General features: G+C 46.3%; 12 protein-coding genes. 2 read left to right on the top strand and 10 right to left on the bottom strand.

Annotation, left to right across the window (positions count from 1 at the left end; translation table 11 throughout):
- Positions 1 to 16: 16 nt before the first annotated feature.
- From J2T20_RS10440 to J2T20_RS10405, 8 genes are all read right to left on the bottom strand, one after another.
- Entirely contained in the window at positions 17 to 3,682 is a 3,666-nt protein-coding gene (locus J2T20_RS10440; RefSeq protein ID WP_307588066.1) for a glycosyl hydrolase 53 family protein, read from the bottom strand.
- Positions 3,683 to 4,016: 334 nt separating this feature from the next.
- Complete coding sequence (locus J2T20_RS10435) at positions 4,017 to 5,597, bottom strand: ABC transporter substrate-binding protein (RefSeq protein WP_307588064.1); 1,581 nt, start codon at positions 5,595 to 5,597, stop codon at positions 4,017 to 4,019.
- A gap of 66 nt (positions 5,598 to 5,663) precedes the next feature.
- Positions 5,664 to 6,593: a carbohydrate ABC transporter permease gene (locus J2T20_RS10430; protein WP_307588062.1), complete on the bottom strand. Its 930-nt coding sequence runs from the start codon at positions 6,591 to 6,593 to the stop codon at positions 5,664 to 5,666.
- A gap of 17 nt (positions 6,594 to 6,610) precedes the next feature.
- Positions 6,611 to 7,537, bottom strand: a complete 927-nt coding sequence (locus J2T20_RS10425; protein WP_307588060.1) for an ABC transporter permease — start codon at positions 7,535 to 7,537, stop codon at positions 6,611 to 6,613.
- Between the two features lie 188 nt (positions 7,538 to 7,725).
- Positions 7,726 to 9,297 (bottom strand): response regulator, encoded by a 1,572-nt coding sequence (locus J2T20_RS10420; protein WP_307588058.1) that lies wholly within the window; start codon positions 9,295 to 9,297, stop codon positions 7,726 to 7,728.
- A 36-nt stretch (positions 9,298 to 9,333) separates the two neighbouring features.
- Positions 9,334 to 11,076, bottom strand: coding sequence for a sensor histidine kinase (locus J2T20_RS10415; protein ID WP_307588057.1), 1,743 nt, complete (start codon positions 11,074 to 11,076; stop codon positions 9,334 to 9,336).
- Between the two features lie 114 nt (positions 11,077 to 11,190).
- Positions 11,191 to 13,569 (bottom strand): beta-galactosidase GalA, encoded by a 2,379-nt coding sequence (gene galA, locus J2T20_RS10410; protein WP_307588055.1) that lies wholly within the window; start codon positions 13,567 to 13,569, stop codon positions 11,191 to 11,193.
- 123 nt (positions 13,570 to 13,692) lie between these two features.
- Positions 13,693 to 13,848 (bottom strand): hypothetical protein, encoded by a 156-nt coding sequence (locus J2T20_RS10405; RefSeq protein ID WP_307588256.1) that lies wholly within the window; start codon positions 13,846 to 13,848, stop codon positions 13,693 to 13,695.
- A 366-nt stretch (positions 13,849 to 14,214) separates the two neighbouring features.
- On the opposite strand from J2T20_RS10405, the gene J2T20_RS10400 reads away from it, so the two are divergent.
- Positions 14,215 to 14,775, top strand: a complete 561-nt coding sequence (locus J2T20_RS10400; protein WP_307588053.1) for an ABC transporter substrate-binding protein — start codon at positions 14,215 to 14,217, stop codon at positions 14,773 to 14,775.
- A gap of 7 nt (positions 14,776 to 14,782) precedes the next feature.
- Positions 14,783 to 15,679 carry an ABC transporter substrate-binding protein gene (locus J2T20_RS10395; protein ID WP_307588050.1) on the top strand — a complete coding sequence of 299 codons (897 nt, stop codon included), beginning with the start codon at positions 14,783 to 14,785 and terminating at the stop codon, positions 15,677 to 15,679.
- Between the two features lie 390 nt (positions 15,680 to 16,069).
- Here J2T20_RS10395 and J2T20_RS10390 read toward each other — a convergent pair whose 3' ends face one another.
- Together J2T20_RS10390 and J2T20_RS10385 are read right to left on the bottom strand one after the other, a co-directional pair.
- Positions 16,070 to 16,534 carry a hypothetical protein gene (locus J2T20_RS10390; protein WP_307588048.1) on the bottom strand — a complete coding sequence of 155 codons (465 nt, stop codon included), beginning with the start codon at positions 16,532 to 16,534 and terminating at the stop codon, positions 16,070 to 16,072.
- A 545-nt stretch (positions 16,535 to 17,079) separates the two neighbouring features.
- On the bottom strand, positions 17,080 to 18,408 hold the full coding sequence (locus J2T20_RS10385; RefSeq protein WP_307588254.1) for a UDP-glucose dehydrogenase family protein: 1,329 nt from the start codon (positions 18,406 to 18,408) through the stop codon (positions 17,080 to 17,082).
- Positions 18,409 to 18,431 lie beyond the last annotated feature (23 nt).

The following is an 18,431-nucleotide window of genomic DNA, read 5'->3' as shown; positions in this document are numbered from 1 at the left end:
TTGGGGTACTATGGGCTTATTTAAGACAGTTGTATATTACTTGTGCAACTTGTGCTCGGGTAGCAGTAGCCGTAGGATCCAGCTCTTTGCCATTTCCCTTGATCAATCCCGCTTCCACTAATACCTTCATTGCATCTTTTGCATAGACGGCTACAGCAGCTGTATCCACAAAGCTTTCATAACTCTTACCGTTTGTAGCAGTTGGCAGCACATCCAGCTGCTTCAGTATGTTGTAAAGAATAATAGACATATCTTCTCGGTTTATGGTTGCTTCAGGCATAAATTCATTGCCGCCTACACCAGAAACCAACCCTAATTTCAGCGCAGTGCCTAGGTACGCGGTATAATACCTATTCCCTGCATCCGAGAAATTATGGGATAGTGCAGCATCTGTCTCGATCCCGTAAGCATTCATAACCATCATCAGGAAGTCAGCCCGTGTCACCTTTTTCTCAGGTGCAAAAGTACTGCTGCCCACACCATTCGCAATCCCTCTTGCCGCCACGTAGTCAACGGCATCGCTATACCAATTACCTGATGCAACATCATTGAATTTCACTTCGTTATATCCCAAGGCATATTTCGAGAAATGAGTGGTTTGGAAATTAACCTTACCTGTTGCCGCATCATAACCTCCCCTAACCGGTTTGAGGTTTCCTGCTTTGTCGATGTAATATACGACAATGTTATTATTCTTTTCACTCGTCACTGGAGTATAAGGCAAGCTAATCTTTACCTTTCCTCCGTTGAATTCTGTAATTTCAGCATTACCTGCTTTTACAGAGAAATCATACACCGGACTCTCCCCTAATTTGTTCTGAACGTTTTCAGGCAGTTCGGATTTAGCCAGCTTCTCGATGCTTATCATGTTATCTGCCGCTGCACTCCCAATGGCAGCTACTGCTTTTGGATCAAAGGTGATCTCGGCAATTCCTGCATCCACTCTCAGTTCTGCTTTTGTAGAGTCTACTAACGTTTTGAGAGCTTCCTTAGGAATGATTAGATTAACAGACTTTGCATCTGCTGCAGATTCAATCTGGATATCGATCACTACTTTTTGTCCAGCGGCCTCAGATTCTTTAGCCTTTTGGATCAGGTCAGTGATCACGCTTGATTCAAGCTTGGCAGTGGTTACATGGGTTGCCATGTCGTTTGTGGCCTTAATTACAACGCTATATAACGTGGTGTTGCCAGTGATAAGAATAATAGGCTCTGTTTTTGGAGTACTAATTTCCCCAGTACCGCTACCAGAAGGAGTAGCCGGAGGAACTTGTGTCACTGGGGCATCACTGGTTTTAACGAGAACAAAGTCGTCATAAGAACCCCAGTCATCAGGCTCCGCGTCCAGATTAACCCCTATTTTTAGCGTTCCGTCCATGACCTTAATATTTTCAATCTTTGTTTGGTTCCATACATTCCAACCCTTATTTGCAAAGCTGGAAGTTAATGTAGTCTGATCACCGCTTACTGCATATATCTGATTCTTCACTTCTTTACCAGCGCCTTGCGACCAAGCTGACAAAGTGTAGGTTCCATTCGACAATCCGGTGATCGTTTGGAAGGCTTCAAATGTATAGGCTGTTTCCTTCCAATATCCAAGTGACTTTGTACCTGTATAGGCGGAATTCGATGCTAAAGGCGTAGCATCAGGAATGATCCAGCCTTCCGGAGTACCCTCTCCACTGATTTGTTCAAAGCTGGAATTCACAACAGGGTTCGGGTCCACAGTGAAATGAATGGTGTACGTTCTTGTACCCCCTCCAGTTACAACAACCGTTGCGCTGCCAGGTAAAGCAGTAACTTGCGTAATTACTGCCACTCCGCCGCCTGTTGTTGCCGTAACTGAAGGTATGGTAGTCGTCCCATACGGCAGCACCACATTATAGTCTTGAATGATTGGATCAAAACCCGGAACAGAAACATCATTCACTTTTAATTCTGCTAATTGGGTGGTATCTTTCTTGGTCAGTTGGAATTCGTCAATGTTCCCCCACTGCCCACCGGATAGTTTATAATGGGCACCTACGGTTAGCGTTCCATCCGTTACTTCAATATTATCCAGTACAGGCTTGCTCCATTGTCTCCAGCCGGTATTGGTGAAGCTCTGAGTGGCATTGCCTGCAAAAATCTCCGAAACCTCTTCGCCACCTCCACCGGAGACCCAAGCGGACAATGTATAGATCCCATTTTCAAGCCCCGTAATGGTTTGAGAAGTAGTGAATTCAGCAGCACTCGCACTATAGTAGTGTAATGTCATTGCACCGGAGTGTTTGTCATCAGTGATTTCAACTGCGCTTGCATCCCCTGTAATCGTCCACGAATTCAAACCATCCTCGAAGCCAGGGTTCTGAATCAAACTTGAACTAGGTACTACGGTAATTTCGCTTGCGGCAGTAAAACCTCCATCATAGGTAACAGCCGTTACGGTTGCAGTCCCAACGGAAATCCCGCCAATAATACCAGTGTAGGGGTCTGCTTTTACAATCCCTGAATCAGAACTCGTATACTTAACTCCTTTATAGGTTGCATTAGTCGGATTTAAGATAGCCGTTAACTTCCCAGCGCTTCCGACTTCAATCGTATCCGTATATTTATCCAGAGCTACCGATACAACAGGATTCCGGTTGATTTCGGCAGCGCCATCCATGAATGCATCCAAAGCGAATGTCGGTGAGCCATCTGTGTTCCATATGGATAAGGGATATCCGAACAAGATACCTTGAGGTTCCCAGTAAAATATACCCGTGCCCATATTGTCAGCGACGGCATGTAATTTATTTTGGACGGCTACTAGCATGTTATAAATGCTGTCCACATCGATGGAAGCATTTCCGCCAACTTCAACAATCATAACTTCCTTCCCATATTTCGTTGCCAGTTTGTTTAAATTCTCACTTAAAGCATCAATGGTGGAAGTATAAATGATATCCGGATAATAAGATAAGCCTATGATATCGTAATCGCTATCTTGAAGACCTGCAGCTACGAGACCCGCATAATACGAATCAACGCCTGCTTCCGCTCCACTTGCTCTATGGATGATCACCTTGATGTCTGGAAAAACGGATTTAGCCGCAGCTGAACCGGCTTGTATTAGTTGAACAAGATTAGTAGTATTGCTGTAGTTCCCTAAGGGCCACATCATTCCAGAATTGATTTCATTTCCTATTTGTACCCACTCTGGTGTTACTCCTACCGCTTTTAAAGCATCCATCACTCCAGCGGTGTATTCCGATACATGGGCTTTCAATTGCTCGATATTATCATCTTTCCATGCAGCAGGTGTATTCTGTTGTCCCGGATCAGCCCAAGAATCACTGTAGTGAAAATCAATCATTATCCGAAACCCGAAATCACTGGCGCGTTTGGCTAATGCAACCGCTTCTTCCGTACTGTTATGACCATTGGTAGGGTGATCTGAGGGATTAACCCATGCCCTAATTCTTATAGAATCCACACCATGATCCTTTAAAATCTGTAAAAGATCATCTTCTTCCCCATTATCGTTATAAAATTTCTGACCACTGGCTTCCATTTGGGGCAGCCAGCTGATATCCGCGCCTTTTGCGAATGAGCCTGGAGCAAATGAAGCTTCTGCCTTTGTGGGAAAACCGATAGATGTCATAGATAAAATCATTACAAATGTAAGAATGATTGCGATAACTCTTTTTCTGTTTTTCATTTTACAACCTCCATATTTAATATCGTAAAACTTGGGTCTTACTCTTTCCACTTCATTAAGCGCTTTCATTAAGCCCTTGGTGTACTCATTATATATAGAATTCTGAAGCGCCATAATAAAGGCAAACAACTAAAAGTAATACTAAATCTACGATTTGAAATAAAAAGGATTATGTAGGATCAACGTTAACCTTGGTAAAGACGCTCCGTCCTCTCCGCTTAAATCAAAAAGAAACCTCCCCTTGATAAAATGGAGTTACCACACAACCATTTAATAGGAGAGGCTTCTTTTGTAGGTTCAATTACCATGGACCAACTTTGCTTTCTGTCAGCTATTATTTTTGAGCAGCCAGGAAGGCATCAATTTGGGTTTGCATTTCAGTCTGAACCTTGTCAATACCAGCCGATTTCAGCTGTTTGATCAGGTCAGCCTGACCCTTAGCGAGATCACCGATCAAACCATATTCTAGTGGAATGGCGTAACGCAGCATTACGTTACCAATATTAGCCACCTCATTCTTCACCGGAGTGGAGTCAAAGACAAAGGTTTCCAGCGGGAAGTGGTAAATGCTAGACTGCCAGCTGTTGAACATATCGTCTGCTTCCACCGGATAAGCCGCATCTTGACGGTTTAGAGGAGAGTTCCAGCCCCAGTTCGAGAAGCCGGTGTAATTAGCGGCTGCAGGACCTGCAGTGAACTTGTCATCACCTTCCGGAATATAATGGGTTCCGGATATTCCGTACATCGTCAAATCGTGAATTTCCTTGTCATTCTGCAGCAGATCGATCAGCATCAGGGAACGTTCTGCATTTTTCGAGGTTGCATGGATAGACATACCGTTCTGAGTTGAAATGGCAGCAATCTTCTTCTTGTCCGGAGTAAGGTCGGCAATGCCCAACTCTACACCCGGTTTGTCGCGGCGCATTTCGGCGAGGTTAGCTGCTACAGTTCCTAGATTATGGGCATAAGAGGAAACCTTTTCTGCTTTTAGATCCTGCCATACATCATTTTTGTTGCTGACTACGTTTTTGGACCATGCGCCATTGTCGGCCAGATCTTTATAGTATTTAAGCAAGTCTGTAAATTCAGGAGTGTCATAGATGTTGAATACTTTACCGGAAGCATCGTCCAGCTTGTAAGCTAGCGGCAGCAAGTTGGCATCGACTAGATTAAAGTTGTTATTCTGCTCCAGCAGGGTTTGGTCTAGCTCATGAAATTTCCAGCCATCGGCAGGTTTGGCCCCATAAGCGGTCATCCCTTTTTCATCCTTAGCAACCGCTTTTAAGTAATTGGCGTAGGATTCACGACTATTAATTTCTGGAAGATTGTATTTCTTGCGTAAGTCTTCACGGTACAACACAACCTTGTCTGTAACCTCAACATTGTTGTTCGGAACCATGTAGAGCTTGCCATCCACTTTTGCTTGATCCCAGTTAACTTTAGGCATGGCTTCCCAGGTTTGCGGCATGTACTTGGACAACATATCCTCTGTTAGTTCCAGGAATCCGCCTTTAAGCGCCTGATCGTTATAGAAGGCCCAATTCGCAGTATACACAAGGTCGAAATCCTCATTGGCTGCAAATTTTAGCGGGTACTTCTGAGTCCAGTCCGACCAGTCCAGGAATTCCGTTTCCACTGTAGCATTGATTTTTTCCTTCAATTTAGTGTTCAACTCGCCGAACACCTTATCGTAGTCGGCAGGCTGGCTGCCAACCATTATCATTTTCAGCTTAACCTCTTTGGAAGTGTCAGGAGCACCGGAATTCGTAGCTGCTCCCTCTGTAGCGGTTGCGCTGGAATTCGTTGCTTCCGCAGCTGTATTGGTGTTGTTGTTGCCGCCGCATGCACTAAGAATGGTGCCTAGTGTCATCATCGTTGCCAACGTCACTGTTAGTTTCTTTTTTTTGTTTATCATGACTGATGTTTCCCCCTAATCGAATAGTTGGTTAAGTTATTTATTGATAATCAGGTTGCCCTGAGACTATCCTTTGACTGCGCCGATCGTCAAACCTTGCACAAAATATTTCTGAATGAACGGATAAGCAAGCAGGATCGGCCCTGTAGCCACAACCGTCATTGCCATCTTCAGGCTTTCGGTAGGGATATTGGTATTTACAACCGCGCCTGAAGCCATCATCGCCTTGCGCATTCCATCCATATTGCCAAGCATTTTGTACAGATAATACTGAAGCGGCATGAGCTCGGACTTGGAAATAAAGAGCAATGCATTATACCAGTCATTCCAATAGGCTAGCGCAATGAACAGGCCGATGGTAGCCAGAGCTGGCTTGGACAAAGGCACAATCAACTGCATGAAGATCCGGAAGTCACCTGCTCCGTCAATCTTTGCGGATTCTGTAATCGCATCCGGGATGCTGCTCATGAACGACTTCATGACGATAATATAGAACACATTCATCAGCATCGGCAGAATCAGCACCAATAACGTGTCTTTGAGATGCAGGTAGTTGATGATCATCAGATACCAAGGCACCAGACCACCGCTGAACAAGGTAGTGAAGAAGAAGAAAAACGAGAAGCGGCCGCGCCATTTAAAATCTCTCCGGGACAACACGTAAGCCGTCATGGAGGTCAGAAACAATCCTACCACAGTGCCGATTAAGGTAACGGAGATCGTCACACCGTAAGCTCTAAGCATCTCAGCCGGAAATTTGAACAGCAAGCTGTAGGCTTCCGTGGAAAAGTTTGACGGGATGAGCTGGAACCCTTTCTCGATAATGGTGCTCTCCTCGCTCAGAGAGGAGGACACCACCAAAATGAAAGGAATGATGCAGAATACGGCGAGCAGCGTAAGTGTCAAGTATCCGATGATCGACAGTACGAGCCGGTCTGTGTTGCCGCGCTTGCGGCGCACCTCCGTGGTTTGGATATTTGCAGTAGTTGAACTCATGGCATTACCTCCTTTTCCTAGAATAGAGCACGATCTTTATCATATTTACGTACGGCATAGTTAGCGAGCATGATGGTCACAAAACCCAGCAATGATTGATAGAAGCCGGCCGCAGCAGACATACCGATTTCATTCGAAGTGGTCAGCGAGCGGAACACGAAGGTGTCGATAACATCGGTGGACGAGAACAGCAAGCCGTTGTTGCCGACCATGTTGTAGAACATTCCGAAATCTCCGCGGAAGATATTGCCGATGGCCAGCAGGACCAGAATAATTACGGTTGGCATCAAGTTCGGAATCGTAATCTTCATAATACGCTGGAAGATATTCGCTCCGTCAATTTCGGCCGCTTCATACATCTCCGTATCAATACTTGTGATTGCTGCCAGATACATGATCGACCCGTAGCCCAGTGTCTTCCAGGCGGATACAACTACGAGGATGACCGGCCAGTAAGAGGCGGTGTTGTAAATATCGATCGGCTGCATGCCGAGTCCCTTCAGCAATACGTTAATGGTACCTACGTCGAAGTTGAACAGGTTATAGGCAATGGCTCCAACGACAACCCAGGAAATAAAGTAAGGCAGGAACAATACGGTTTGCGTCAGCTTCCGGAACCATTTACCCGCAACTTCAAAGAGCATAATGGCTGCAAAAATCTGAAGGCAGTTGTTCACAACGATAAATGCAATATTGTACAGCGCCGTATTTCGTGTTACACGCCAAGCGTCACCTGAACCAAAGAAGAACTTGAAGTTGTCCAGTCCATTCCATGGGCTTCCGAAGATACCCCCGGTGTAATTGAATTGTTTAAACGCTAGTACAATTCCCGCCATGGGCACGTACGCGAACAACAGGAAAAACAATATCGCAGGAGTCAGCATCAGGAGCAAAGATCTATACTTCTTGACATCATCCCAGAATCCATGTTGTTTCAGTTTCATCTCAAATCCCCTTTCCTTGTCACGATTTCTCTATAGCTTTATTATAAAGAAGCGCTTCCCTGGAGGGGATTAAGCCTAACAACTAAAACTAATACTTTTTCAACGATCGGTTAAAACATATGCTGTGTCCTCTATTCAAAAAAAATCGCCCGCGGTCTAAAAACGGCCGGGGCAACACGAAAAAAGGGCTAGATTTTATTCTTTTTGCGGTACTCTCCGGGTGTCATTCCTGTCGTCTGCTTAAATTGCCGGTTGAAGTATATGATGTTCTTGTAGCCCATGCGATCGGCAATTTCATAGATCTTAAGGGTCGGATCGCTCAACAGCTCGGTTATGCGGTTCGTCTTGCGCTCATTGACATATTCGCTGAATGGCAGCCCGTATTCTTCCTTGAACAGGTAGCCCAGATAATTGGGTGTAAAGTCGAAATGTGCGGCAACCTCTTTCAAGGTAATCTTCTTCTCCAGATTCTCTTCCACATAGTGCATGATCTCATCGATCAGCTTACGCTTCTGGCGCTGCCGTTTCACGTACAGCTGCTCCGACAGCTCAAAGAATCGCCGTCTCAACCAGGACAGGATGTCGTGAATGGTCTCGAACTGAAACAGGATATCCGGCTGATGCGATTCCCACTGCAAGAGCTCATACAGATTCTCGTTCTGCTGCTGAAGATCCGCATGGAGCTTGGAGGTGATGCGGATAATCAGCCCGTAGACATCCTTTTTGCCGGCAGCCGGCAGATCCTTCGTGAACAACTCCAGCAGATGATCATCAATCGCCACCAGATCATATTGGATAATGGCCTCCAACAGCCGGTCAACGGTATGTTCAAGGGATGCCCCCGGTGTTCCTCGCGGCGACGACTCTGTTGTATCACGGATCAGGCGGTTCTTACCCAGCAGCCACTTGGCGCTGAGCGCAGCCTGCGCCTGCTGGTAGGATTCATGCAGCCCTGTCTCCTCCTGGGCGTAACGGCCGACACCTACAGTCACTGTATATTTTGACTTCTTTGCTATTTTTCCGACAAGCTCCTCCAGTTGATGCAGGAAACTCTCCTGCGAGAGAGCGGCCAGAATGACACAACGGGTATGATGAACAGCAAGGAGCGTGCCCAGCTTAGCCTCCTCCACAAAGGCTTTAATCATTTCAGTAACTTGCCGCGTACGATTGCGCACTTCCTCTTCAGGCAAATCACGCATTTTCCATTCCAGGTCATCGATTTCCACAATCGCAGCCGCAGAGCCCTTCTGTAACAGTGAAGTCAGAAGGCTTCGCAGATGCGGCTCTGCGGGATCAGTCGTTCCTTCCTCGAACCAGCGCAGCAGGAGCTCCTTGTTCACAAGAGACAGCGCTTCGATGAAGGAACGGTCCTGCTCTTTCTCCTGTTCCATTTTGGCGCATAGTGAACCCAGCATCTCATACAAATCCTTATCCTCAACGGGCTTCAGCAAATACCCCGAAGCGTTGATCTCAATGGCCTCTTTGGCGTAACTGAAATCCTCATGACCGCTGATGAATACAATCTTGGTCTTGGGATTCACAGCCTTTGCCCTGCGCGCAAACTCGGTTCCAGTCATGATTGGCATGCGTATGTCGGATAAAATAATATCCACCCGTTCTTCTTCCATGACCTTAAGCGCATTGAAACCGCTACTCGCGGTACCCACTACTGTTATATTCAGTCCGCTGGCCAGTACTCTGCGCCGCAACCACTCCAGATCCACCGCTTCATCATCCACCAGCAATACATTGATGCTCATATCGAAAAGAACCCCCTGTGTTTGTGAATCACATCCTTACATTGGAGCAGATCCTTCTTCCCCCTCCTCACCGGCTTGAAGCCCTGCGGGAAGCAGAAGCTGAACGGTTGTGCCCCCACCAAAAATGCTGGCGATGGTGACCCCGTAGGCGTCTCCATATCTGAGCTTGATCCGCTCATTCACGTTCTTAACGCCGTAGCCACCGACCTGACTCGGCCCTTTCATCATATTACTGATGGTTTCGGGACGCATGCCAATTCCATTATCGATGACTTTCAGCTCAATATTGTTGCCCACCCGCCGGCCCGTCAGGCGGATGATGATGGTCTCGCCAAACCACGCGTGCTTGAAGACATTCTCCACAAAAGGTTGCAGAACCAGCTTGATCACCTGCATTTGCATAATCTCCGGGTCTACATCGACATAGACCTTGAACGAATCCGCATATTTGACCCGCTGGATTTCAAGATAGGTAGCGACCTGCTCCAGCTCCTTCTGCAGTTCGATATACACATTGCCCTGGTTCAGCGTCAGCCGATAGAATCGCGAGAGTCCCTGCACCATTTCTGTGACCTTGCTAATTTCCCCAAGATTTGCCAGACTGCTTATCGTTGAGAGTGTATTATACAGGAAATGCGGATTAATCTGCGCCTGCAGTGCTTCTAGCTCGGCTTGTTTCTTCTGAATCCCCTGCACATAGACGCTGTTGATGAGCTCCTGGATGTTGGTGGCCATTACATTGAACGAATCCGCAATCTGCACAAATTCATCATTGCCGGAGAAGCGTATCCGCTTCTGGAAGTTCCCCTCCTGAAAAGAACGGACAAGTCCTACGATTCGGCTCATTTTTCGCCCGGAAAGCCTTGCAACCATATATCCGATAGTGGTCATCACCAGAAAGCTGAGCGCACATGCTGCAAAGATCACGCGGCCTAGCTTGCCGGCATCCTTCGTCAAATACGTATCGGGCACCAGGGATTCAATCACGTAATTACTGTCGGGGATTTTTTCATGCAGACTGAGAAAATTCTCGCCTCCATCCTCATAATTCGCCATGCCGCGCTGGAATAGGACATCACCGGTGTTCTCTTCCACAAGCCGGACGGCAATCCCCTCCTCTATGGGGAAAGTGTCAAACCCACCAAAGAGATCCTCCAAGGACACGGTGATTCGTACATAGCCGATCACCGTTTTGTAATCACTGAAGTTGACCAATCTGCGGACATGGGAAATGTTGCCTAGCTTCTGATCCGTATCAATCTGCAGCCAGAGATTGTCCCGTTTCGAATCCTTGAGGGACTGGTACCACTCGCTACCTTCGATGTCCGTAAAAGGCAGAATGTAATAATCGCTGTCATAGATCGGCTCATCCAGATTGTCCCCGGAAATAATATTGAGGTCACTGTTCGGGGTATAGAGCATGAAGCGTATTTTGTTTCCGAACAACTGCAGCGGTGCGGTAATCTGGGGAACAATCTCATCGAGCATAACCAGGTAAATTTCAAACGGCGTCCCCTTCAGTTCAAGCGCGTGCTGAAAGGGCTGGCTCCCGAACAGGTTGTCCGACATACGCTGAATCTCATCCATCTGGTAGCGGATATTGTTCCTTGCCTGCTCCATTCCCGTTCGGATATTCGACTCGGCCATTTCTGTCCGGGAATCGGTCAGCATGGAATAGGAGATGTAGCCGATGAATACATCGGTCAGCAGCACCAGCAGCAGGTAGGGAATCATCATTTTGTAGGTAAAGGGCATGTATTTCTTCAGTTTAGGCATCATTCGGAAAACATCCTCTGTTTGAATTTCGGTATGTCTATATTAGCGTTCCCCTGCCCAAAAATAAATAGGTCGGGGTAAAAGCGCCGGAATCTCTTCCGGCGCTAAGCCTCTCGCTTATATAGCTGCTTCAGAGGTTTGCAGCACCACTTCTGCTGCGGCAAGGCCCGTGGATACGGCTCTCACCGTGATCGGACCCGCTTCAGCGGAAGCCTGGATCAGCGCCAGGCACCATCCGTTAAATACCCGGCGCACCTCAGACTTATCCGGCTCATGGCTGCTCGGGTTGCCGTTGCCTACGCCGAGAAGCTGGCCTGCGCCTACCACTTCAAAGCGGATCTCGTTGTCGGCCGCCGGAACGACATGCCCCTGCCCGTCCAGCACGGCAACCCGGACTGGGATCGTGTCCGAGCCGTCCGCTTTCCCCGCCAGCCGGTCCGGGTACAAGCGGATCTGAACCGGCTGGCCTGCGGTAACTGCCGCCTTCTCGGCAACCGTCCGCCCGCCGCTTCTGCCTACTGCTTTTAATTCCCCTGGCTCATAAATGACCTGCCAGGACAAATACCCGGTCCGGTCGACCTCCTGCTGCCCCAGACTCTTCCCATTCAGAATCAGCTCTACCGTATCCGTGTTAGAGAACACTCGCACCTCAATCAGCTTGCCTTCTGACCCGGGCCAATTCCAATGTGGCAGCAGATGAACCATCGGCTCGTCCTTCCATACCGCCTGCATATAGTAATAGCTGTCTTTGGGGAAGCCGCAGGTATCCATCAGCCCAAAATGCGAGTTCACACAAGGCCACTGATAAGGAGTCGGCTCCCCCCGGTAATCGAAGCCGGTCCACATGAAGACTCCCGTCAAAAAACGGTGATTCACCATAACACTCCATGCCTGCTGCGGGCTGCAGCCCCATGAGGGAATGTTCGTGCCGTATTCGGAGCAGTAGCCTCGTACCGGATCATCCTCATAGATTCCCCGGGTCACCGTATAACTGGCACATTCAGTGCCGATCATCAGACGGCCAGGATGCTGCTCATGATCCCTGATATCCAGATGATCCCGGTGCCCGTAATTGTAGCCCGTGATATCAACAACATCATTGTAGCCATTCTCGCTCCAGCCGTGGTTCATCGCCGCAGAGGTCGGCCGTGTCGGATCTATTTTTCGCGTCGTATCCGCGAGGGTCTTCAAAATGCGTGCCCCCGTTACGGTGCCTTCGAGCACCTCTTCATTCTCCAAATTCCAGATGATCACCGACGGATGATTGCGATCCCGGAGAAGCATCCGCTTCAGCTGGGATAATCCATTCGGACTGCTGTCAAGCTTACGGTTCTCGTCCATGACCAACATTCCGATCCGGTCGCAGATATCCAGAAGCTCCGGGGTCGGCGGATGGTGCGCACTACGGTAGGCATTGGCCCCCATCTCCTTCAGCAGTCTCAGCTTGTATTCAATAAGACTGTCCGGCAGTGCCACGCCCACTCCGGCGAAATCCTGATGATTGCAGGTGCCTTTAATGAGTAGTGGTTCTCCGTTCAGGAAAAAACCCTCATCTGCATCGAAGCGGATGCTGCGGATGCCGAAAACCGTCTCATACCGGTCTACCTCCGCTCCGTTATACTTCAAGATGGATACCGCCTTATAAAGATACGGTGAGTCAGGAGACCACAATGCCGGCTGCTCCACTTTGAACATCTGCTCCAGCTTCGTTTCACCGTACCAATCCGCATAGGCTTGCACCGACTTGGAGCACACCTGCACTCCGGCTGCATCGTAGATCTCCGTCAGCAGGGTTACCGATCTGCTCTCTGTGTAGTCATTACGTATACGGGTATTGATAAGCACCAGTGCCTCCTGTGCCGTGGCTTCCGGTGTCGTAATATAGGTTCCGTACTCGGCTACGTGCAGGCGGTCTGTCTCTTCCAGCCAGACATGGCGGTAAATGCCGCAGCCTTCATACCACCAGCCTTCACATTCCATCGCATCCACTTTGACAAGAATGACATTCCGGCCTTCGCCCCCATAACGTAGCACATCTGACAGATCATAAGTAAATCCGATATATCCTCCTCGATGCTCGCCGATCAAATGTCCGTTAACCCATATCGTGCTGGTTCCGGAGACTCCATCAAAGGTCACCGACCACTTGCGGCCGGCTGCTTCTGCCGGCAGCTCAAAGCTTTTGCGATAAAATCCGATTCCGCCCGGCAAATAACCGTGGCTCCCATCCCTGGAACCCAGTGACTCATCCTGAACATACTGCTGCTCCACACACCAGTCATGCGGCAGCCGAAGAGAAGCCCATTCCAGTTGCTGATTGCCCATCCCTTTATCGTTAAAAGCGATATCCAGCCATTCCCCCTCGCGGATGGAGCCACAGTCGGTAATACCGCCCGTCATTCCAGCCTTGACCGCATGGGGAATGCGGATATCTCCCTTGTAAAAGCTCCAGTTCTCATCAAACAACCTTCTATTTCTCGCTGCTTCAAACCTCACCCTGTGGCCGCCTCCTTACTGAACTATATTCCATATTATAAATTAGCTTTAAATTTATCGTTAGGACAATGACAGTATTGAATAGCACAAAATGAATATGAGAAGTTTCATAACCATTAGGACTTAACTATTTATACGGATAATAGAGCGTCTCGTGTGATGCCCAATCATCATCCGCACCGCATGAGGTGCCATGAGTCCGAGAAAACCATTCGCCCCTACACCACCAACGACTCCCGAACCAAGCAAAATGTCGGGAATCATAACCGGTGATTTAATTTTTTCTGGTTAAGAATTAGTTAGATAGGTTTATACGGACCACAGAGCTCTTATTTGCAGAAAACATAAGGTTTCATCTAGCATGCGGACTCAGATGCAACTATTTACTGAAATATACTCCAAATATGCTCGGGGAAGATGTAATAAGAGCCCTACGGTCCGCATGTCCGGCCAAATGATCCAAAATCCAAAATAAGAGCTCTACGGTCCGCAAGGATCAAGCTAATGATCATCTCGTTCAATTACCCTACCCTTCAGCTATTTATCAGATACCAAGGAAGTGAAGATATTCCCGCCTCTGGAAGAAAATTTCGTGCTATGATAGGTCGAATGGATAAATTTAGTAGAGGTAAAGGAGAATTATAGATGAAGAAATTGCTTCATGTACTTTTGGCTTTGGGGCTGCTTTTGAGTATCATTATTACTGAAGGCAAGGAAGCTTCGGCAGCTGTAGCGAAGCAGGTCTTAAGAATTGGTGTGGATGCTATTCCTGCTGTGCTTGATCCTGCCCCAACTGTTGACGGTACGGCATCTTCGGTCATTAAAGGTTTGTTCGAAGGCTTAGTCCGTCTAAATCAATCCGGTCAGGCCGTACCGGGCATAGCTAAGTCTTGGAAAATATCCAATGACGGCAAAACGTACACCTTCACGCTACGTTCCAGTGCCAAATGGAGTAACCAGCAGCCTGTAAAGGCCTCTGATTTCGAATATGCTTGGAAACTGGCGTTGTCCCCACAAGCTACCAATGGACTGGCGTTCAAAATGTTTATGATTGCCGGGGCAGAGAACTATCACAACGGCAAGCAGAAGGACGCCTCAAAAGTAGGGATCAAGGCGCTGAACGACTACACGCTTCAAGTGACTCTTACAGAGAAAAACTATACCTTCATTCAGATGCTTGCGGAAAATAGCATGGAACAATCATAAGGTCGTCTTGGCCAAGAATCCCAACTATTATGCAGCTAAGGAGATTCAATTTTCCGAAGTTCAGTTCCTTGTTCCAGCTGCGGGACAGCCTTCGAATACAGCCGCATACTTAGATGACAATCTAGACTGGATCGGCAGCGTGGAAACTACAGCTATTGATTATAGTCTCCTAAGTGCTGAAGTTTTTAATGAGAAATATGAATTGCCATACGTCGGACTCTATTATTATCAATTTAACTTGAACAAAGCTCCCTTTAATAATATTAAGATTCGAAAAGCTTTAGCTATGGCGGTTGACCGTGAGAGCTTACCCTATGGTACACCAGCCTATGGTAACGTTGCTCCAACCATTCATGGTGTTAAACAACCTTTTCGGTCGGAGATAGCGGATAGTACTTATTTCAACGAGGATCTAAAAATGGCCAAGAAGCTGCCGAAGTTCAACATTATAGTGAATGAAGAGCAAAACCATGACTTGGTTGCCCGGTTCATCATTTCCGATTGGAAAGAAAACTTAGGGATTGAGGCAAATGTTGAGGTTCAGAGTTGGAATGAACTGTTGGATAACCGCTACAGTCAGAACTTTACGGTGGCTAGAGCAGGATGGAGAGCGGACTATAATGATCCTGCTACTTTCTTGGAATATTTCACTTCATGGAGTGAGGACAACGATTCCGGCTGGAACAATAAGCAATATGACAGCTATCTGAGACAAGCACGGCAAGAACAAGAACCCGCTGGGCGGATGCGATTTTATGCCAAAGCTGAAAAATTGCTCATGGATGAAATGATCATCCTCCCACTTTACTATTATGTGGCTGATGTTCTAGCAAAACCGAATGTTAAAAATGTGTATGTAGACTATGATGGTTCGATAGCTTTTACAAGAGGTTATCTTAAATAATCAATTACGGGAGATAGGTTAAATACCGCAGCCGCTTATTTTCTTATGGCTTTTGATATTAACTTATTTACATATCGTTACGAGAACTCAAAAGGCGTCAGCAGAATATTCCTGCTGACGCCTTTTACGGTATATTGTCTTAGTTAGTCGTAGTTTTTTTTTGCCGCCCATTTAATTTGACTTTCACAACTGATTTTGCTGTGCCAAATTGAATTACAACTCACAAGACCTGTGAGTTGTAATTCATCTTGTCACTAAAAACGGCCAATTCGAGCAATCTGTAACGTTCTATTGGCATATAATGTAACGATATTTGGCATTTATCGTGGTTTCCTGTAAAGTTGTTTGTCACTTATCGTTTGTTAGTAATTTGAAAACATGCTACGACCGTCAATCAGATTTTAATTGATCTGATTGCTCTTGCGCGAAATAATCAATGAAATTTTCCTCACCGAATAAGTTTTTCGCTTCAGCAATACTTTTCGAAGACATCTCGGACATAACAACAATAGCAAGATTGTGCTTCGCTCGAGAGCAAATTACATAAAGTAAGTTTCTTGTCCTTGCCTGTATATCAAAATTGTTGGTATTAATAGTTCCAATATCAGGACGTCCTTCTAAGTACTTATTCAGACTATATGAATTCCAATCATTATCATCAATGAAACATACTATACTGCAAAACTCAGCTCCCTTTGTTCCATGGTTTGTGGAGAACGGAGAGGTGTCTTTGACAGTCTTATGCAGACATCTGAAGGTCAATATTAATAACACTCGTTGGACAATAATCAAGTCTATGAAAATCCCAGCTATATAACTTATATTTGTTTTTCCTAAATAAATTAAAAAGCTCAAGAAAGCTTCTTCCATTTACTTTGGCACAACGAATTAAATAACTTTGAAGTGATTCGTGATCTGATATCTTCATCCTCACTGTTAATGGATCCATACACTTCACCTATCTCAATATAATTTATGAGCTATCTTATTGATCTCCAGTATTGTGATTAAATATTTATATATTCTTCCAGAATATATAGTGTGTAAAAAGTATCCAAAAAAGAACAAACCTTTAATCAGGCTTGTCCTTTTTTATTCACATCTATTCAAACTAATGTAACAATCTGAAGTGCAGAACTCCTATTTGGATCAGGAAGCTTTTGGGGATCATCTCGATTGATTCGATTATCCTACTATTACCGCTGCTGAAGAAGCCCGTAAAAGTCACCTTATGCTCATTTCCTGTCGTCTTTGTAACGGGCTATTCGGATACCGTTTTTCTGACCAGCACCCGTACCGGACGCTTTCCGGGCTATCTCCATCATTCCTATAATTTCTAGTACGGAGCGATTTTTGGGATTTGATTAAACCAGGTGCTTTGGAAAGGATCCTCTCGGAAATTAAAAATTTACAGGAATATTGATATTAGATTGAAGTGCCGGCCGGCCAACAGGATAATAGGAGAACCCAAGCGACCTTGCCTTTTCTGCCGAGATCGCATTTCTACCATCGACTAATACAACCCCGGACATGACTGATTTGAGTAACTCCAGATCTATTTCCACAAATTGCATCCATTCTGTTAACAGACAGACAGCATCGCAGTTTTCTGCCGCATGCAGTGCTGAATCGCACCATGTCAATGATGGGGGGTTGTAAACACGGCGGAAATTATTCATCGCTACCGGATCGAATATTTTTGGTTTTACCCCCAATTTAATCAATGCATCAAGAATTTGAAAAGCGGGTGTTTCTCTAACGTCATCCGTATCTGGCTTAAAAGCCAGTCCCCACACCCCCACTGTTCGTCCTGCAAGATTACCTAGTGCCTGTTGCAATTTCTCAACGATTTTACTATATTGGTCATTATTGACCTCAACGACTGCCTTAAGAAGTTTGAAATCATATTCAACATTCCCGGCAATTTGAATCAATGCTTTTGTGTCCTTGGGAAAACAGGAGCCGCCGTAGCCAATGCCAGCTTTTAAAAAAGAAGAACCAATTCTTTTATCCAGTCCCATTCCCCGGGCTACCTCTGTTACATCGGCCTGAACCTTTTCACAAATATTCGCAATCTCATTAATAAAAGAAATTTTGGTGGCCAAAAATGCATTAGAAGCATATTTAATCATTTCAGCGCTGTGAATATCCGTAATAACCAGTGGTGCCCCTATCGGAGCATGAAGCTGAGTTAGCAGTTCAATAGCAGGTTCTCGATTCGCACCGATTACGATCCGGTCTGGATGAAGAGTATCCTGAATGGCAGAACCCTCTCTTAAAAACTCAGGCAGTGAAGCGACATCAAAACTGCCTGAGTAACAAGCTTTAATCCACCCGGCTACTTTGTCGTTAGTACCAACGGGAACAGTACTCTTGACACAAATAACTTTATAGCTGTTCATGGACCTGCCGATTTCTTGAGCTGCATATTTAACAAAGGAAAGATCAGCCTCTCCATTAGGCAGTTGCGGGGTACCCACCGCGATAATCACCACTTCTGCTGCTTTGACCGCCTCTGACAAAACTCCGGTAAAAGAAAGACGCCCTTCCATCATATTTCTCTGTGATAACTTCTTCAATCCATACTCATATATGGGAATCTCGCCGTTTTGCAGAGTACATATTTTATCCTCGTCTTGATCCACGATGATTACCTGATGCCCCATTTCAGCAAAACATATCCCGGACACCAAACCTACATAGCCTGCGCCTATTACCGTTATGTTTATGTTGTTCATTGTAGTTTACCCTC

The sequence above is a fragment of the Paenibacillus wynnii genome, from assembly GCF_030812855.1.
Classification (GTDB): domain Bacteria; phylum Bacillota; class Bacilli; order Paenibacillales; family Paenibacillaceae; genus Paenibacillus_AQ; species Paenibacillus_AQ wynnii_A.
The sequence above is the reverse complement of the archived record's forward strand: the minus strand, read 5'-3'. Positions and strand labels throughout refer to the sequence as shown.

Excerpts from the sequence above, each read along its gene's own strand:
- J2T20_RS10440 (WP_307588066.1), bottom strand. The coding sequence starts at position 3,682 with ATGAAAAACAGAAAAAGAGTTATCGCAATCATTCTTACATTTGTAATG.
- J2T20_RS10435 (WP_307588064.1), bottom strand. The coding sequence starts at position 5,597 with ATGATAAACAAAAAAAAGAAACTAACAGTGACGTTGGCAACGATGATG.
- J2T20_RS10430 (WP_307588062.1), bottom strand. The coding sequence starts at position 6,593 with ATGAGTTCAACTACTGCAAATATCCAAACCACGGAGGTGCGCCGCAAG.
- J2T20_RS10425 (WP_307588060.1), bottom strand. The coding sequence starts at position 7,537 with ATGAAACTGAAACAACATGGATTCTGGGATGATGTCAAGAAGTATAGA.
- J2T20_RS10420 (WP_307588058.1), bottom strand. The coding sequence starts at position 9,297 with ATGAGCATCAATGTATTGCTGGTGGATGATGAAGCGGTGGATCTGGAG.
- J2T20_RS10415 (WP_307588057.1), bottom strand. The coding sequence starts at position 11,076 with ATGATGCCTAAACTGAAGAAATACATGCCCTTTACCTACAAAATGATG.
- J2T20_RS10400 (WP_307588053.1), top strand. The coding sequence starts at position 14,215 with ATGAAGAAATTGCTTCATGTACTTTTGGCTTTGGGGCTGCTTTTGAGT.